The sequence below is a fragment of the Ktedonobacter racemifer DSM 44963 genome (genome assembly GCF_000178855.1).
Taxonomy (GTDB): domain Bacteria; phylum Chloroflexota; class Ktedonobacteria; order Ktedonobacterales; family Ktedonobacteraceae; genus Ktedonobacter; species Ktedonobacter racemifer.
The window spans coordinates 85,542-101,969 of sequence record NZ_ADVG01000005.1; the positions used below are offsets into that span (position 1 = coordinate 85,542).

General features: G+C 54.1%; 17 protein-coding genes and 1 pseudogene. 11 read left to right on the forward strand and 7 right to left on the reverse strand.

The window, feature by feature from the left end; translation table 11 throughout:
• Nucleotides 1–235: 235 nt before the first annotated feature.
• Together KRAC_RS54380 and KRAC_RS54385 are read left to right on the forward strand one after the other, a co-directional pair.
• Complete coding sequence (locus tag KRAC_RS54380; protein ID WP_007921817.1) at nt 236–1,504, forward strand: RNA polymerase sigma factor; 1,269 nt, start codon at nt 236–238, stop codon at nt 1,502–1,504.
• Nucleotides 1,505–1,685: 181 nt separating this feature from the next.
• Complete coding sequence (locus tag KRAC_RS54385) at nt 1,686–3,059, forward strand: MFS transporter (protein WP_052569373.1); 1,374 nt, start codon at nt 1,686–1,688, stop codon at nt 3,057–3,059.
• A gap of 167 nt (nt 3,060–3,226) precedes the next feature.
• Here the strand turns inward: KRAC_RS54385 and KRAC_RS54390 are convergent, their stop codons facing one another.
• A complete protein-coding gene (locus KRAC_RS54390) occupies nt 3,227–3,577 on the reverse strand; it encodes a hypothetical protein (protein WP_007921820.1) in 351 nt (116 codons plus the stop codon).
• Nucleotides 3,578–4,505: 928 nt separating this feature from the next.
• Here KRAC_RS54390 and KRAC_RS73235 point away from each other — a divergent pair.
• Both KRAC_RS73235 and KRAC_RS64455 read left to right on the forward strand, forming a co-directional pair.
• Nucleotides 4,506–4,985 carry a helix-turn-helix domain-containing protein gene (locus KRAC_RS73235; protein ID WP_040448466.1) on the forward strand — a complete coding sequence of 160 codons (480 nt, stop codon included), beginning with the start codon at nt 4,506–4,508 and terminating at the stop codon, nt 4,983–4,985.
• An 840-nt stretch (nt 4,986–5,825) separates the two neighbouring features.
• Complete coding sequence (locus KRAC_RS64455; RefSeq protein WP_007921823.1) at nt 5,826–6,692, forward strand: VOC family protein; 867 nt, start codon at nt 5,826–5,828, stop codon at nt 6,690–6,692.
• Nucleotides 6,693–7,172: 480 nt separating this feature from the next.
• Here KRAC_RS64455 and KRAC_RS73240 read toward each other — a convergent pair whose 3' ends face one another.
• Entirely contained in the window at nt 7,173–7,370 is a 198-nt protein-coding gene (locus tag KRAC_RS73240) for a hypothetical protein (RefSeq protein ID WP_157508238.1), read from the reverse strand.
• Between the two features lie 11 nt (nt 7,371–7,381).
• Entirely contained in the window at nt 7,382–8,533 is a 1,152-nt protein-coding gene (locus tag KRAC_RS54420; RefSeq protein ID WP_007921825.1) for a transposase, read from the reverse strand.
• 123 nt (nt 8,534–8,656) lie between these two features.
• Here KRAC_RS54420 and KRAC_RS54425 point away from each other — a divergent pair, with 123 nt between their 5' ends.
• Together KRAC_RS54425 and KRAC_RS75040 are read left to right on the forward strand one after the other, a co-directional pair.
• Nucleotides 8,657–9,088, forward strand: a complete 432-nt coding sequence (locus KRAC_RS54425; RefSeq protein WP_007921826.1) for a WapI family immunity protein — start codon at nt 8,657–8,659, stop codon at nt 9,086–9,088.
• Nucleotides 9,089–9,302: 214 nt separating this feature from the next.
• Nucleotides 9,303–9,746: pseudogene (locus tag KRAC_RS75040) on the forward strand (IS701 family transposase); the annotation flags it as partial.
• 127 nt (nt 9,747–9,873) lie between these two features.
• On the opposite strand, the gene KRAC_RS54435 reads toward KRAC_RS75040, so the two are convergent.
• The gene (locus KRAC_RS54435) at nt 9,874–10,146 is read right to left on the reverse strand and encodes a helix-turn-helix domain-containing protein (protein ID WP_040445629.1); all 273 of its coding nucleotides are present in this window, start codon (nt 10,144–10,146) and stop codon (nt 9,874–9,876) included.
• Between the two features lie 249 nt (nt 10,147–10,395).
• Between KRAC_RS54435 and KRAC_RS54440 the strand changes: the two genes are divergently transcribed.
• Genes KRAC_RS54440 through KRAC_RS64460 form a run of 3 tightly spaced genes read left to right on the forward strand, consistent with a single transcriptional unit; the run spans nt 10,396 to nt 12,469 of the window.
• Nucleotides 10,396–10,995: a helix-turn-helix domain-containing protein gene (locus KRAC_RS54440; protein WP_007921833.1), complete on the forward strand. Its 600-nt coding sequence runs from the start codon at nt 10,396–10,398 to the stop codon at nt 10,993–10,995.
• The gene (locus tag KRAC_RS54445) at nt 10,977–11,528 is read left to right on the forward strand and encodes a transposase (RefSeq protein ID WP_157508377.1); all 552 of its coding nucleotides are present in this window, start codon (nt 10,977–10,979) and stop codon (nt 11,526–11,528) included. Before KRAC_RS54440 ends, KRAC_RS54445 begins: the two co-directional genes overlap by 19 nt.
• Before the next feature lie 14 nt (nt 11,529–11,542).
• Nucleotides 11,543–12,469, forward strand: a complete 927-nt coding sequence (locus KRAC_RS64460) for an IS630 family transposase (protein WP_007921842.1) — start codon at nt 11,543–11,545, stop codon at nt 12,467–12,469.
• A gap of 16 nt (nt 12,470–12,485) precedes the next feature.
• Here the strand turns inward: KRAC_RS64460 and KRAC_RS54455 are convergent, their stop codons facing one another.
• From KRAC_RS54455 to KRAC_RS54460, 3 genes are all read right to left on the reverse strand, one after another.
• Nucleotides 12,486–13,613: a hypothetical protein gene (locus KRAC_RS54455; RefSeq protein ID WP_007921843.1), complete on the reverse strand. Its 1,128-nt coding sequence runs from the start codon at nt 13,611–13,613 to the stop codon at nt 12,486–12,488.
• 281 nt (nt 13,614–13,894) lie between these two features.
• Complete coding sequence (locus tag KRAC_RS73245) at nt 13,895–14,062, reverse strand: hypothetical protein (protein WP_007921844.1); 168 nt, start codon at nt 14,060–14,062, stop codon at nt 13,895–13,897.
• 121 nt (nt 14,063–14,183) lie between these two features.
• On the reverse strand, nt 14,184–14,540 hold the full coding sequence (locus KRAC_RS54460) for an Lrp/AsnC family transcriptional regulator (protein ID WP_052569375.1): 357 nt from the start codon (nt 14,538–14,540) through the stop codon (nt 14,184–14,186).
• Nucleotides 14,541–14,673: 133 nt separating this feature from the next.
• On the opposite strand from KRAC_RS54460, the gene KRAC_RS54465 reads away from it, so the two are divergent.
• Both KRAC_RS54465 and KRAC_RS54470 read left to right on the forward strand, forming a co-directional pair.
• A complete protein-coding gene (locus KRAC_RS54465) occupies nt 14,674–15,492 on the forward strand; it encodes an IS6 family transposase (RefSeq protein WP_007921845.1) in 819 nt (272 codons plus the stop codon).
• A gap of 128 nt (nt 15,493–15,620) precedes the next feature.
• A complete protein-coding gene (locus tag KRAC_RS54470) occupies nt 15,621–16,118 on the forward strand; it encodes a hypothetical protein (RefSeq protein WP_040448647.1) in 498 nt (165 codons plus the stop codon).
• The last annotated feature ends 310 nt before the right edge of the window (nt 16,119–16,428 follow it).

Here is a 16,428-nt window from a genome sequence, read left to right on the forward strand (position 1 = left end):
TTCCTAAGTGTCGCAAGAAATGACTTCTTTTTCACTCTTTTCGGGTAAACCAAAAAGCCCTGTACGCTGCTGCTCTCTGCTTGTACGCTTTCTTGATCTCCTGTAAAATAGGGTGGAGTTTATTCTGATCTTTGCAAAAGAAGAAAGAACGTGAGAAAGTCAGCCGGTTCCAGGAAAAAATTGCGTAAGGCTGGCCAGAGCAAACGCGACAGGAAAGGAGAAAGGAGGGCGTATTATGCCTGCGAGTTCAACAGCACAACTTGTTTGCCGGCACGGAACAGCCTTGGAGAGCTGCTCTCTCTGCCAGCCATCTCTGCCTTCTTGTACGCATCAAAGTCTGAACGCCAACCTGAACGAGTTACTGCAAGAGGCACGCCCGCGCCTGCTGCGCCTGGCGCGCTTGAATGGGATAGAAGCGGATGCCGCCGAGGATGTGGTCCAGGAGACGTTTTTCGAGGCATGGCGGCATCTGGAGAAGCTGCGTGAACCTGAGCGCTTTGCTGCCTGGCTGGATGGGATTTGTCGCAATGTGTGCAAACGCCAGGCGCGTCTCCAGGCCAACGGTGCGCACGAAGTTCCGTTCGCCGGAGATGAGGACGAGGCTGGCACAACAGATGTTGACACGTGTGATCCTCTCTCCATCGATCCAGAAGAAGAACTGGAGCGCCAGAGCAGGCAAATCCTGCTCGATCGCGCCCTAGGCTATCTTTCGGAGAGTGCGCGCGAACTGATCGAACTCTGCTACCTGGCTGAGCTACCGCAGCGCGAGGTTGCGCAAAAGCTGGATATGAGCCTGGGTGCGCTCGAACTCAAGCTGCATCGCGTGCGCCGCCAGCTTCGCCAGGTGCTCAACGGAGAACTGCGCGAGGATGCTAGAGAGTTCGGACTGCTGCTGGATGAAGACGAGTCTATGGGCTGGCAGGAGACGCGTGAATGGTGCGTTTGGTGCGTCCAGCAACGCCTGCGTGGCAAATTTGAACGCTCGCTCTCGGGAATTGTGGGCTTGCGTCTGCGTTGCCCTGTTTGCTCCAAACGGTACAGCACCGATCTGATCCATACCGGAGATATCATCCAACTGAACGGCCTGCGCTCCTTCCGCACAGCAATCAAACGGAGCTTGCAAAGTGCCGCTACATACTTTACGACTGCACTACATGAGCGGCGCTGTATGGTCTGCCAGGCAATGATTCAAGTGAGAATTATCCCCTCTCCTCTGCTTCATGAACTCTCTGCGACCTGCTTACCTGAGGGGATCTATATATACATAGAATGTCCCAATTGCGGGACCTCGAGTTCAAGCATCTCTGGTACCCTGCTGACTCATACAGTCGTTCGCAACTTTATCCTCGATCGTCAACGTATTCGGCTCGAACCCACCAGCTTGGTGACGTATGCCGGACAGGATGCAATCTGTTCGTGCATGGTGGATCTGCATACCTCTGAACGGCTGACCATCATGGCACATCCAGAAACATTGCAAATCATGGCAGCTCTCTCAACATAAAAATCATGGCAGCTCTCTCAACATAAAAATCATGGTAGCTCTCTCAACATAAAAATCATGGCAGCTCTCTCAACATAAAAATCACTGCTTTTTTCCACCAAAAATGGCGTAAGGCGAAGCGGAAAAATGGCGACAGGACACGAGAACCATCATGTGAATAAGAAAAAGGAATGATACTCATATGTCAACTGCTTTTGAACCAGGGGAGACACCAGGAGCGAGCGTGGAGGCCAGATCGTCAGATTCCGCCAGCGGCGAGGCTGAAATCGTCCCAGAGAGTGTCCCGCCGGGGGACAAACAGGCGCTGGGAGGGATGTTACACCCCTTCAAAGTACGCAACTTCAGCCTGCTGTTTGGTGGGCAGACGGTTTCGACGATTGGTGACGCGCTCTACGCGGTGGCGCTGCCGTGGCTGATTCTGAGCAATGGAGGCAGCCCGCAAGAGCTGGGCATTGTGCTGACCGCCTACGGTATTCCGCGCGTGGGCAGTGTGTTGCTCGGCGGCTGGCTCTCGGACCGCCTGCGTCCGCGCCAGTTAATGCTGATTGCGGATACGGTGCGTGCCGTACTGGTGGGCATCCTGGCGGTTCTGGCCTTCTGGGGGCACGCAAACGTCTGGGAATGGTCCGCCGTCGCAGCGTTTCTCGGAACCTTTCAGGGTCTCTTTTTACCGTCTGCCTCGGCAATTCTGCCAGAGTTGATCAGTGATGAAGATCTCCAGGCAGGCAACGCGCTCAGCTTTGCCTCCACGCAGGCCGCGACCCTGGTTGGCTCAGCCGCCGCCGGTGTGGTGGTAGCCGCGCTAAGTTCGGGAGCGGCAATGGCGATCGACGCGGTGACCTTTGTGGTTTCAGCGGCCTCTCTGGCCATGATGCGCATCATCCGCGCAGGAACGCCAGGCAAATCAGGAGAGGGGGCCAGCGCTCAAACAGATGCTGAGGGCCAGGCGGACGGGACGGCAAGCGGGGAAGTGCAGATTACCTTTGGACGTTTCCTGCGCACCTCGCGATTGATGCAGGTGAGTATGGTTGTCTCAATCGCGGCCAACTTCTGCTTTGGCGGATTGTTGGAGGTTGCGCTGCCTACGCTGGCGCATGGTCCAATGCACGCGGGCGCAAGCGGGTATGGGATGATTATGGCGGCCTTTGGCGGGGGCGCGCTGGCTGGTGGCATCCTGGCCGGCATGCTGGCTGGGCTGAAACGGAAAGGGCTGATCGCGCTTCTAGCCGTGCTGATCATGGCCATCATGATCGCGTTGCTTCCCTACGGAGGAGTTATAGGTGCGGTGCTCTGCATGCTGATCAGTGGCCTTGTGAACAGCATCTCCAACGTTTTGCTGATTACTCTGATCCAACTGATCATCCCGCGCCATCTCATGGGGCGCGTCATGGGACTGCTTCTGTTTGCCTCGTTCGGTACCTATCCGATCTCCGTGGCCTTGGGCGGTGTCCTGACGAACCAGCTCGGCCCGGCAATCCTCTTCCCCTTCAGCGGACTCGTGCTCTTCCTGGCGATTCTGTTTGGGATTACGCAGAAAGAGTTGCGGGATTTATAAAGTCTCTTCCATATTCTTTCATCTCCCACCTGACCCGGAGGAGTAATTTTTCAGAGCGTGTTCTGCAAAGAGGCAAAAGCCCTTTCCAAAACACGCTCTTAGGTCATGAGCGATGCATTTGTCTCGTTCATGACCGAATTTCTTATTGTCGCCATCGGCACTTTTCATTATCGCTCAACACTCCTCGATGGAAGCCACAGAGGCTCGGATTGGAAGGTCCAGTCGTCCAACATCGTCCCCAGGATGCTCAGGCACTCTTCAACCTGGTCAAACGGGATGTGCTCAAACAACCACCCCTTCTCGAAAGAAGAGGGTAATTGTGTGTCCTCCTGGCCACCAAGCCGGGAACGATAGGGCTCAGGGACGCACTCCTCCGGCTTGATCTCCGAGCCCTTCAGCTGCACCGCAATCGTGAGGCGAAACGCCTTCTTCTCATCAGAACAAGCCAGGATCGCCTTCCACTGCTGGCGCATCATCGTCTGGACCTGCTGCTCGTTGCTCTGGTCTCCATTCGCCATACCCAAACTCCTTACGAAGATGCCAGGGCCTTCACGCACCCTGGCATCACACTATTTCATGACTATAAGAACACAAGCACACGGAAAAAGAGGAGGTGAACATCGACTTTCACATGAGGGACTCCGCGCGCCGGCGGGAGAGAAAAAAGATGGCGACCATGCGGGTCCGCAAAACCGCTACCTGGGAATCTTCTTTTTGAAAGAAGAGCAGGAGGCTCAGATGAGGGCGGGACCACACAGAAACGCAGCCACCAAAAGGCAGCAGTGGCACCTCTTTTTGAGCACAAAAGCGCACCTTTCTTTGCAATCGCGATTTTGCAGAAAAAACGCAGGAAGATCACAGATCCGGGCTCCGCGCAAACACAGGAAAAACATGGAAAAAACAAAACCAGGTACACGAGATCTGCCACACATAGGCCAGCACACAGACCTGGAGAAGAAAAACAGGCTTTAAGTAGCTGCTGGAGCCTGTCACACGCCGAAAAATGCTTTCACCTGTCACAGCTGTCAGCGCCGGTTGATTTCTGAGCCGATTTGGGGCGGTTTGGCTCAATGGCTGAGCCAGTCTAGCATGCTTCTCAAGCGGTATCAAGGCCGCTATCGCTTCCCCTTGACACCGCTTGAGAAGCATGCTCAGAGAATTGATGCGCCATTGAAGCGAAAAAAATGGTCATTTCTTTCTTCCCTCGGAAAGCCGTCATTTCGGCCCTAAATCGGCTCGGAATTGCGTCGGCGTTAATACAGCATATGGGACACTTGAAGCAAGATCATCGAGAAGACAAGGAGACACCCATCATCGTAGGCTTCCCGAGAGCGTGCCACCACCCGCACAGATCGAGGCTATGATCTCTTTCTTGCACCATCTCGAAGATCACTCCATCAAGATTGGCACGCGCTGTCCATCTCAGGACCAGGCTTGCCCAATTGCGTGAAGAGTACGGGGAGCAGCTCCAGCTCCTGGGCGTCATGGACGGCACGCGCGACACCGAGCGCCACCTTCACCATCAGGCAGGACCATCTCAGGCGCTTTTCCGAGTGGTTCCGGCCAGGGCCAGAGTTCCTCGCCTGTATCGAGCACCATGCGCGCCCTCTCCCCTTCCCCACATCAGAACGCAGGCCACTTCCGGCCCATACCGATGAGAAACAACAGCGTGCCCGCCGCCTGTACGACACGCACCCCGATGGACTCACAGACATCGAACTCGCAGGCCTGCTCCAGGTCTCACGCATGACCGCCAATCGGTATCGCCATCACCTTCAGGCCGTGAACGTTCAACCAGGGCGCTACCGCCTGGTTCCTCATCCGGAGGAGAGAGCAGAAGCCCTCGCTCTCCTCCAGGTCGCCATCTCCACCTCTCTCATTCATCCCCAGACCATTCTCCACACCCTCTCACCTGCCAATGCCTGACGATCTCCCTCACCGGTATCGCAAGGAACGCAACCATTCCCCAAAAATGCACCAAAACAGGGGTGTAACACACCCTTTTCGTGCTCAAAAAACGCAATTTTGTGCAATCGTAATTTGGCACGACGTTGGAGGAAAAACACGGGAGCAGCACATGTGGAGGGCAGGAGGAGAGCAAGCGCTGCGTAGAACAACCATGGGAAAAACATGGGAAAAAGAAAACCACCATCCATCGTCCTGGCGCCTCCCAGGCCAACACACGCTCCTTCATGCTGGCAGCGGCAGGGACAAGCCTCGAGAACGATCCTCATTGATGCCAGTGCAGAGAGCATTGCTGGGCGCGCCGGCAGCAACGGTGAACGTGTGGGATCGTTTCCCACGGGATGCGCAACGAGGGAGCGATGTGAGATGAAGTGGCTTTCAATCGTTTCTTTCCGTTTTGCTTGCGGGGAGAATCGCTCGAGAGCCAAATGGTGCCCCAGTGTTTGCCCAGCTTGAGGCTTGTCAAGAGCAGGAGCGAACTCGGTGGTGCGTACCAACTCCAGTCTCAGATTCCACACTCATTGAGTCACGATATCCCAAGCTTTCTGCCCCTAGGTGGAGTGGCTACACCAGCGATCCGGGTCAAGCTCCTGGTCTTTGTTCGCCACTGTTTGCTCGAATGCTCTCTGGTGTTAAACTCGAGCGCCAGAGAGCATTCGAGCAAACAGCCGGCTAGAAAGGTTGGAAGAGAGGAAGGTGATGTTTGCAAACAATCCTGTGTCACAATAGCGTCCTCTGTTGTACACTGAACCATGCGAGAACATTCTCATCCATCCATATTTGCCAAGAAAGGCGAAACAGATGCCCAACAAAGCACGAGTGGCCATCAAAGTCTTCGATGTGGAGACCAGCATTGCATTCTACACCACATTTCTGGATTTCGAATTGGTGGAGTTTCAGCCCGACGCGGGAATCGCTTACATACGGGATAGCGATCATGATCTTCTGTTACTTGCTCCCCCGCATCTTGAAGATCCGCGCAGCCTTCTCGATGAACCTAGCATTGTCTTCAAGCCTGGTGACACCCTTGACTTCGTTGTTGACACGTTTGAAACTCAGCACGCCAGGCTGGTCGAAGATGGACACGGTGATATGCGCGTCGAGGAAAATGAACGTGGTGAGCGAAAACTACGGGTGACTGACCCCAACGGTTATCACTTCGTGTTCGTCATCCCGGTGAAACGCTCGCCAGAAACGCTGAGGGCGGCCTACGCCGGGCTCAGCGACGAGATTGCAGCAGCACTTGATGGCCTCACCGAAGCCGATCTTGATCTGGAGCGCGCTCCCAATGAATGGTCGATCCGTCAGATCATCCATCATCTTGCGCTGAGCACCTCCTTGTCCCTGATGCCCATCGAAACTGTTCTGGTGAACCCGGGGAACGTCGTGGTACGACCTCCCTACGATCAGGAAAAATGGGTTGAGATGTTGGATTACCAGCATCGCCCCATCGGGACGTCACTTGCTCTCATCAGAGCAGTGCAGGCCCATATTACGCAATTACTTCTCCACGTCCCCAACAACTGGGATCATGCCATCGTGAGCAAGTTTACGACGGAGGATGAGGGCCGTACAACCACGCTCAGCGATATGATTGCCATACAGATCGGGCATACCACTGCACATCTCGACGAGATCCGCCAGACCCGCAAGGTACATCACCGCTGATCCAATGAGAAAAAGGGAAGAGAGGCACTCAGCCAGCAACGAATGGAAAGGGGTTGTGTCTGGTTGGTGGTAAATGACATCCGAAGTGAGCAGGTTTTGCCCACCCACTTGAGCACTTGCCCTCCAATGTGAGCAGCGTGGCTATCAAGCGCAAATGAAGCCGCTCTATAAGCCAATAGTCGTGTGCCGTTTCTGTACATTCAGTGCTCAAGATTCGGCGTCATGCGGGTACTGAATGTTCAGACAGACTTCCAGCACCAGCAGAATTCAAGCCAAACGCTGAAGATCCGGCTCATGCGGGCTCACGATTGGGCTCAAGTACCCTGTCTGGAATTTACAACACCTGCTGCTGGTTGACCGCCTCTGAGGCGGATTCTCTGTCAGGCAGTGGCGCTGTTGCTCACATTGGAGGGCAAGTGCTTACATCGGAGGGCAAAACCTGCTCACTTCGGATGTCATTTACCAGTTGGGAAAAGGGGGTTACGCCCCCGCCTGAGCAGGAGAGCCAAAGCGCTCAAAGAAGTGAGTAGGGAGACCATGGAGCAGGGCCCCAAGTCTGGGAGCGTTGGCGGGACGGGCATTGCGAGCCAGGCGCTGTGACCAGGAAAGCCGATAGTGGGCACGCCGCTCCCGAGTGAGCGGCGTTTCGCCCTTCTCAGGGAGCTCTCTCCCTGACACATTTTTCTGCCCTAAAACCGAAGAGAAAAGATCCATTGCTGGTGACGCTTGCGAAATGGTAAAGAGTGCGTTAAATTTGCTCCTCCCCAAGAAGAATCTCTAGCATGTTTGAGGATGAACAATAGCCACAGCCTCCCCAAGCGAAACATGCTTTTATCTCGACGATCAGCCCGATCAAAGCGAGTGCGTTGCCCATGATGGATGCAGGAAGCCGCCAAATGACTCACCCACCAGATGGCGACAAACAGTCCCAACAAAAGTCGATGAAGACGCTCTTTCTCCGTGATCAAACTGGCTTCCAGATCCCAGCCGCGACTTTTGGTATCTTGAAAGGTTGCTTCCACACGCATCCGCTTGGCACACTCGTTCTGGCGCGCTTTGCTTGCAGGTCGATCGGAGATGAGCACCCATCCTTCTTCATGGCCAGGCGTCCAACAAGCACTGATCTGGGTTTGCAACGATGACTCCTGCCAGAGCATCGCCGGACCATACCAGTGTTGGCCGGGCTGTTGCACCAGGCTACTCACCGGACTCCACGTGCTCCAGCCCTGGCGCGTTTGCCGTCGAAACGTATGCTCATGACTGATGCGCAACAGATAGTGCCAGCCGCGATCCTGGCACAATTTCACCAGCGCCAAGCCGCTCAGACCGCGGTCAGCCAGCAAGGTGCAATCGGCTTCGGGTCCCACGCAGCGTTGCACCAGGTCCAGCAGCCGTGCCACAATGCTCCATTGTCCTTCTTCCCATTTCTCTTGCGCCGGCATCACCGCCCAAGCCACCGGTAGGACGCGTGAATGCACCAGCAAGCCCAGATAGACAATGGTTGCGTCTGAGCGAAACGGCGTGCAATCGAGGATGAAGGACATAGGTTTGCCCTTCCAAAACGTCAGGAGTTGCCGGACAAACTGTTCCCAGATCTCCTCGACGTCGATGCGAGGGTTCGCCACAAACCGAGCCAAACGCCGTTCAATGCTCGGCATCTTTGCCAGAGAGACTTCCTCAGTTCCCAGCGTTTCCGCAATCCGCTGGAGGACCGTGCTGCCTGACATCACAATCCCTTGGACGAGGAACGCCAAGGTGTTCTGTTGATGGCCATGCAGGGTTGGAAAAAGGGCTTTGACTTGTTGTGACCAGTGTTTCCGGAGTATCATAGCAGTATTCATCGAGATTGTCCTTTTCAAGCAATGTGTGTTTGTCTGCTTATGAGGACGATCTCATACCAAGTTGCATTCCGTGTAGTAGGATAAGGGGGTCTAGCAGAAAGAAGGAAAGGAAATTTGTGGCCTATGGATAGTCCTACCATCATAGAAATGAAAGGTAACCACGATTATTTTATCACGATTACTCTTCAAAGTGATCCTTTCATTCATTCTCGTAAAGCTGACCAGAATACAATTGCAGCAACTTGGTTCATCAAAGCCGGACGATTTCAAAGCCAGTTTGAGGTCACGTTTGAGGCCTATGAATTGGTGGGATTACTCGATGCGCTTCAAGAAGTGTACCAACAAGTTGGAAAGGAAACGGAAGTCCAATTTGCATTGGAGTGGTATCTCGTTCTCACATTTAAACTTTCTAAAATTGGGCATCTTGAAGTTGAAACTGAAGCTTGGACGAGTGATGTACGTCTCTCCAGTTCCATGCAAGCAGATCAATCATTTCTTCCCTTCTGGATCAGAGAAGTAAAAAATGCACTTCAACGCTTTTCTCTGCTAGACTGATAAGCTTGACTGGCTTTCCCCATCTCAAGATTACCATTTAGAATGCAACTTGGTATCAGATCTCTTTCTTCACGCTTCTTGCCTCAATGGGCTGAACGTGAGTATCTCGTCACCAACAAACCCTTCCTTATTGTTTCTTTTCTTTCTTCTTTCTCCTTTTTCATCTCTGAAAAAGTGTCAGGGAGAGAGCACCGGGTGCCCGGTGACCGGACACCCGTTGGCCCCGGCGAACCTGGAAGAGGTAATCAGGTTGTACGGGCTGCGCATGTGGGTGGAGCAGAGTTACAAGCAGGTCAAACACGCCCTGGGTTGGTCACAGTATCAAGTGAGAAGCGACCAGGCCATCCGGCGGCACTGGCAACTGGTCTGTTGCGCCTTCTCGTTTTGCTGGTATCACGCCTCTCACCCCTGCTCCAGCGCGATGGAAGATGCGAGAGAAGCATCTAAGCTGCCAGTTTCTCCAGAGCCAGAGGGTGTTGTCGATGTGACAGCAACGGGGAAAAAAAATCAGCCAGGAAACAGGATCTCGTCCACCTCTGTCCTGGCCGGTGGCACTACGGGCTGTGCGCGGGTGGTTGGAGCCCTGGATCATGCTTTGGCGCTTCTGGCGAGCGTGGTCAGAGCAGCCCCCACCATCTCTTCTCCAGTGCTTGCTTGATCAGCTTGGGCGGGGACAAGGACTTTTCCTCTATGGCACGTTCTGATTGTTGCTCCCCTTTTTACGCATCCAGCCAAGTGCATGGATCGCTCGGCTCATCGAAGCTGGGCTCACGTGCATGCCGTGCTCAGCTTCCCACCACTGGCAATACTCTCGGCTTTCTTGCATCGGGGTGAGCTTCCAGCATCTCTTGCACTCCCATCTGCAACGCTGCACCTTTCTTCGAGGGTCGCCCAGGAAGAGGTCGCGGTAGGACCGTTCCTGTTTCGCGCCTTTGCTTGAGGTATCGCTTGATGGTCGCCCGCGACACCTGGAAATGTTTGATGATCTCCGCTCGGGATTTCCCGTCGTCAACTGCGCGAAGCACTTGTTGTCTCAGGTCTTGTGGATACGCTCGCATACCTCCATTGTGTCACCTGGTTCAAGCTTTCTGCAAGCCGCAGTCAACAAACTACCGCTAGTGCTGCGTTCCTCATTGGCGCTATCATTACTGCCAGGCAGAGTCTATGGATAAAACATGCCTGCATTGGTTCTAAACCTTGATTCAGCGTTTTATTCATACCAATGAGGAACGTAGCACTAGTGCTCAATTCCTCATTGGTGATACGCTAAAAGAGAGAAAGCAAGTCACCAAGAGAGGAGCAGAGCTATGCCCAAACACGTGCAAGCCCGAGCGGCGCAGGATGCCCAGGAAGAACGCCAGGTGCGCAAACTGGCCAGGAGTCACCACGCACCTGCTGATTGGAAGTTTCATGCCCAGATGGTGGTGGAGAGCTGGGCAGGCAAGACGCCGCAAGAGATCGCCACCACGCTCTCATGCCATCCGAGAACCGTGCGCATCCACCTGAACCGCTTCAATGCGCAAGGGATCAACGGCCTGGGAATGCGGGAAGGAGCGGGACGTAAACCGCGCTTGACCGAGCAGGAGCGCAGCCGGATTCTGGCCCTGGTGAAGCGACCACCTCCAGGGAGGTTAGAGCGGTATGCCGATGGGAGCCTGCAGGCCCGCGAGGAAGAAGGTTCAGCGCAATGGAGCTTGGATGCTCTCACGGAGGCGGCCCATGCCGCGGGTATCCAGGTGGAGCGGAGCCAGATCCGACGGATCTACCTGCGTGAAGGGGTACGCTGGCGCAATCGCCATAGTTGGGGAACCAGTGATGACAAAGACTTTGCCCCAAAAGAACTGCGGTCGTCACCCACTACACCGAGCCACCCGACGGGTCGACGACCATCTGCACTGACGAGTTAGGACCGGTGACCCCGCGTACCTTCGCGCCAGCGCCTGGCTGGTCAGCGGATGGGCACCGCATCAAAGCTCCCCTGGAATACAGTCGTGGGGATGACAAGGTGTGGATCTATGGAGCGCTGCGGGTCCGCGATGGCAAGGAGATCACGCGCTGTGCGGCTGCGCGTAATTCCAAGAACTACATTGAGCCGCTCAAAGACATCGAGGCGGATAATCCGACAGGGGACATCTTTATCATCACGGACAATCTCTCCAGTCACAATAGTCTGGAAACCCGCACCTGGCTGGTGGACCATCCGCGCATCCAGCACATCTTCATTCCCAAAGGCGCCTGTTGGCTCAATCTGCAAGAAGGGTGGTGGCGCCTCTTCCGACGCGATGCCTTCGCTGGCCAGAGTTTTGCCAATGCTCATGAGATCGAGCGAGCGATGAGCGTCGCCACGGCGCAACTCAATCGGCGAGCCAAACCGTGGATCTGGGGACGGCCGCCCAAAACGCGACGCCACCTGCACCGTCTCTTTTCTTACCGCCTTTGAGGAATTGAGCACTAGTGCTACAGGCCATCGATGCCGGACAAAGCCAAACCGGAGTCGCCAAGGCGTTCAGCATCTCGGTCGCGACCATCAAACGGTATCTCAAACAACGACGAGAGATGGGGCATGTTTTGCCCAAAAGCGATCCCCGGACGACCTGCGGTCAAAGGAGCAGTGTTGCGGGTTCATCTGCAAGCGCAACTGGAAGCCCATCCCGACGTAACGCGGGAAGAGCATTGCCGCCTGTTCCACCAAACTCACGGCATCCCGGTCAGCCCGGCGAGCATCAGTCGCGCGCGCATGGCATTGGGCTGGACACGAAAAAAAAGACGCTGAGAGCAAGTGAACAGGATGAAGCGGCCCGCGCAGCCTGGCGAGAGCAAGCCAAGCAGTTGCCCACGCAGGATCTGGTCATTGTGGATGAAACCGGGTCGCGGATCAACATGACCCCGCTGTACGCCTACGCCCCGCGGGGTGAGCGCGCCATTGGTACCGTTCCCCGCAATTACGGAGCGAACCTGACGTTAATCGCATCGCTGTCCCTGCAGGGCATGGGCGAAGCGATGCTTTTGGATGGCTCGGCGGACGCTGCCGCCTTTGAGACGTATGTCGAGCAGATCCTGGCTCCCAGCCTGCGCCCAGGGCAAATCATGATCCTGGACAATCTCTCCATTCATCTGGGCCCTCGCGTGAAGCAAGCCATCGAAGGAAGAGGCTGCCAGCTCCTGTTTTTGCCAGCGTACTCGCCCGATTTCTCCCCAATTGAAGGAGCCTTTTCCAAATTGAAAGCCTTCTTGCGGCGGGTCGGGGCGCGTTCGCGCGAAGCGCTCCAGGATGCGATCATCCAGGCGTTGCCCTACATTACCCCTCAAGATGCGCTCGGCTGGTTTCGGCATTGTGACTATCCTGCGCCTTCGATTGGGAGAACAACTCCACAGGGATGAACACCGCTCTCCATGTTCAAGTTTGCTGATAGTGCGTGGCAGCTTTTTTGCAAGACAGACAGAGAAACAGGTAAAAGACTCCTTCCCCATCCTCTTCCCAATCTTCAAAGGCAATCTGTCCCAGGAATGACATCGTCTGCTGGCAGGCAGGGCACTGCGGATAGAAGGCGTCCTGAATCCACTCAGGATGCCCTCCAAGCTGAGATGTTCCTGGTTCATCTAAGAGGAAGCGACCAACGGCTTCAAAAGGTGTGCTCCGTGCTTTGCCAAGACCTAACGGTGCAGGCAATTTCACCACGTCGCCGTCATCGGGAATCTGATGCAAAAGCGCAGGCATCTCCCCATTAAGAGGACTCCAGTGCGCTTCCCCTCCCAACGTAATATCCAGGTAGGTTGTGGCGTAAAACGAGCATCTGGCGCAAACGGTCAGGCATAATCGCTCTCCTTCTGCCGTGATCCATCTGCATCGAGGATCACGAAGGTCGAGATCGAGGACTCTCTGTAATGGTCGTTGACACCATGCACAGTGCTCCTGGCCCATCGTTGGTTCTGCCGCGATCTGGGAAGAGTTTGCCTGGTCAATCGGGATCAACTCATAGCAGGTGGAGAAGTACAGATCACGCCGCCGACCATCTGCGGTGAGTTCCCATCCCGCATCCTGGGAGTAGTTCTCTGGAGGAACAAACAGCTCGGTTCGCCAAGCAGGAGGGTGAAGGCGAAAGGTCGAGAACTGCGCTTGGACCGCCTTCGTTCCTATCCATGCCAGGGCTTGAAGCAGCTGACCCCAGTGCCCTTGAGAGGGGGCGTGGAGCAGTTCGAGTATCCGTTGGCACATGCCTTCCCCTGCGCCGAGGTACAGGTGGCCTGGAGAAAACTGCTGGCGTGCCACGAGCATTGGCAAAAGCGGCACGAGCACTCCTGGGTGAAATGTATTGATCTGAGCGAGCAGAAGCAGCACCTCTTCATCTGCTTCCTCTTGCAAGGGGTATTGAGCCAGGAGACGCTGGCTGAGGAGGTGTCCTTCTTCGACAGGAAGGTCGCGCAGCTGGTGAAGGAAACGAGGGGCCTGCTGTCGCCACCCACGGACATCTCGCGTCTGCATACGTAGCTCGGCGAGTGAAAGAAGTTGATCGATAGTATCCATGTTTCCTCTTCAAAAGAGATCATGTGAGACGAGAGGGCGGTCCTCCGAAAGCGTCTGCGTCGCCTCTCGACCTCGGTTGCAGTGTAACAAAAGGGCAAGCCCTCGTCAATCAAAAGCTCACACGATCCCGAGACAGAAAAAACAGCTCAACTTTTCTGGACAGCGCTCTAGTGCTGCTTTTGTTAAATCCGCCAGTAACAAAAACAAGCAGGCTTATCACATGATCCGGTTCTAGAAGCCAATCCGTTTTGCTACTGCACTTAACGAACGGAGCACTAGTCCTACAGTTGTAAATACGTAGTGTAAATGAGATGGACTTCAGGACGTAGCTTGCCTTCCATTTCGGGGCGAATCTGTTCATATAACCCCTGTTCCGGTGTTCGACACCATTGGATCAGCAGGTGGTAATTATCAGTACGTTCTTTCCGTTCCCGTTGCACTCTTGGCATTCCTTGCCTCCTGGATAAAGGCAAAGCAAAGGCATGTCTCTGACTCTCCCTTGCTGTCAGACGTCCGCCAGGTATGGCAGCGGAAACGAGCCATGAAGACAAGTGCCTCCGGTACCTGCCTTTACGATGGATGTTCTTGCACGGCCTCCGCTCGTTCCAGCAGTTCTCGGGTGACGATGCGGTTCTTCATGGGTCTGGAGAAGACGATGGCGGTCGAGGCGATGCTAAAGCGGGAGAGTTGCTCGATGACCTGCTCCAGGTGAGGCATTGAGGCAGCAATCACTTTGACAACAACACAATCGTTGCCCGTGACTTTGTAGCATTCCAGCACTTCAGGAACCGCGCTGGCTTGGTCAGCAACACGGCTACAGCTCTCGCCGACAAAGCTCCCCAGGCGAATCATGGAGAGGACCGGGAAACCGAGTCTCGTCAGATTGACCTCCGCGTGATAACCAGTAATGATGCCTGCCTCCTCCATCTTGCGAACGCGCTCGGCGACCGAGGGGAGGGAGAGGGAAGCGTCAGAACGGAGAACAATGAGAGGAGAAATCGCTCTTGTGGTACACTGATGATCACGAAGAACGTGAACACACCGTTATGAGGAGGGAACCATGAACTGCCCACACTGCATATCCCCTGCCACGAAAGAACAGCGCAAGACCACCGTGCTCGGCTATCGAACGTTCCGATGTTCAGCGTGCCGATGCACCTTCAACGAGCGGACTGGTACCCTTTTCAATTATCTGGAATACCCTACCGATATTGTCTTTCTCGTCGTCCTCTGGCGGCTGCGCTACAAGTTGAGTCTACGTGACTTGGCTGAAATGCTCTTAGAACGCGGCTTTGTGTTCACCCATGAAGCGGTCCGAGACTGGGAAGCCCGTTTTGCTCCCTTGCTAGCAGAGCATCTGCGTGTCAAGCGACGCGGGCAAGTTGCAACATCGTGGTATGTCGATGAAACCTACGTGAAGGTGCAGGGGAAATGGTGTTATCTTTATCGGGCGATCGATCGAGATGGCAATCTGGTCGATTCACGCCTCAGCAAGAAACGGGATATGGACGCAGCAAAGCAGTTCTTCAGCCAGGCTCTTGCGATGGTGGGTTCCGCCCCAGAACGGGTGACGACCGATGGGCATGACTCCTATCCACGTGCAATTCGTGAGACGGTCGGTAATGACGTGGTGCATCGGACCAATGCCTATCTGAATAATCGACTCGAGCAAGATCATCGTGGGATCAAACAACGATACTATCCAATGCGCGGGTTTGGAAGCTTCACATCGGCATCACGCTTCTGTCGAGCATTTGACGAAGTTCGCCAGTTCTTCCGGTTCCGTACCACCATACAACAAAAGGTTTCCCTGGCGCAACAACGCGAGATGTTCCGTCAACGATTGGATACGTTGAAGGCCACGGTTCTGATGGCCTAAACACAGAGCTGCATTGTAAGCTACTCAGCACATTCTGTCATCTTCTGTGTTCTCAGTTCTGACACATCCGTCTAAACTACTAGCACAATGCGTATTTATATATTTCAGATAGAAGGAAGGTGCGTATGATGGACAAAGAGGACAAAATTTATGCTGAAAAGGTATTGAAACAGCTCTTCTTACGAGCACAAGTTGACGGAATGCAGTTTGGTATTTCTCCAGCCACAATAAAGATTTATTTTACAAATTTCGAAGGTTCGGGTGGTTCAGATGACTATGGTGGGCAATTATATCTCAACATCGAATCAAAATGGTGTTTATTTGATAATTCTCCCGAAAAATACCCATCTAATGAGGATGAAATTGAAAACTATTCCGAGGATGAAGAATACATTAGGATTTATAAAATTAGAAGACAAAAAGTTGTAGATATACAATTAGGTAAGAAAACACCGCATCTGTTTATAACATTGGAAAATGGATACACAATTTTTGTAAATGGTTTTCACGACAAATATGAATGTTGGCAAGCAGGAGTTCAATTTGACGATGACGGTTGGCTTGTAGTTGCAGTTCCTGGCGATGAAATTGCTACCTGGGCTCCTGATAGGTTTAATGCCAAATAAAAAATAGCTGGTGGATAACAATCTGTAAATCCTAAGGCTCACCCGCATTTATGTGAAGGATGGGCTTATCAAGTGCATGCTCTTGTTCAGAATGTGCCTGTGAAGAAGCCACACAAACTTTTGCCTGTTCGTGTCATTGCAGAGTTTATCACACAAAGTGCGGGTGAGCCTTTAATGGCTCTTACACAATTTTGAAACGTCATGCGTCGCAGACGCACCACTCCGCATGAGGTCTACACGACCTCAGAAGATACCGCTGGCGAACCTTGGAGAGAGCCATGAGACAGCCAGGTAACACGTGTATTGTGGA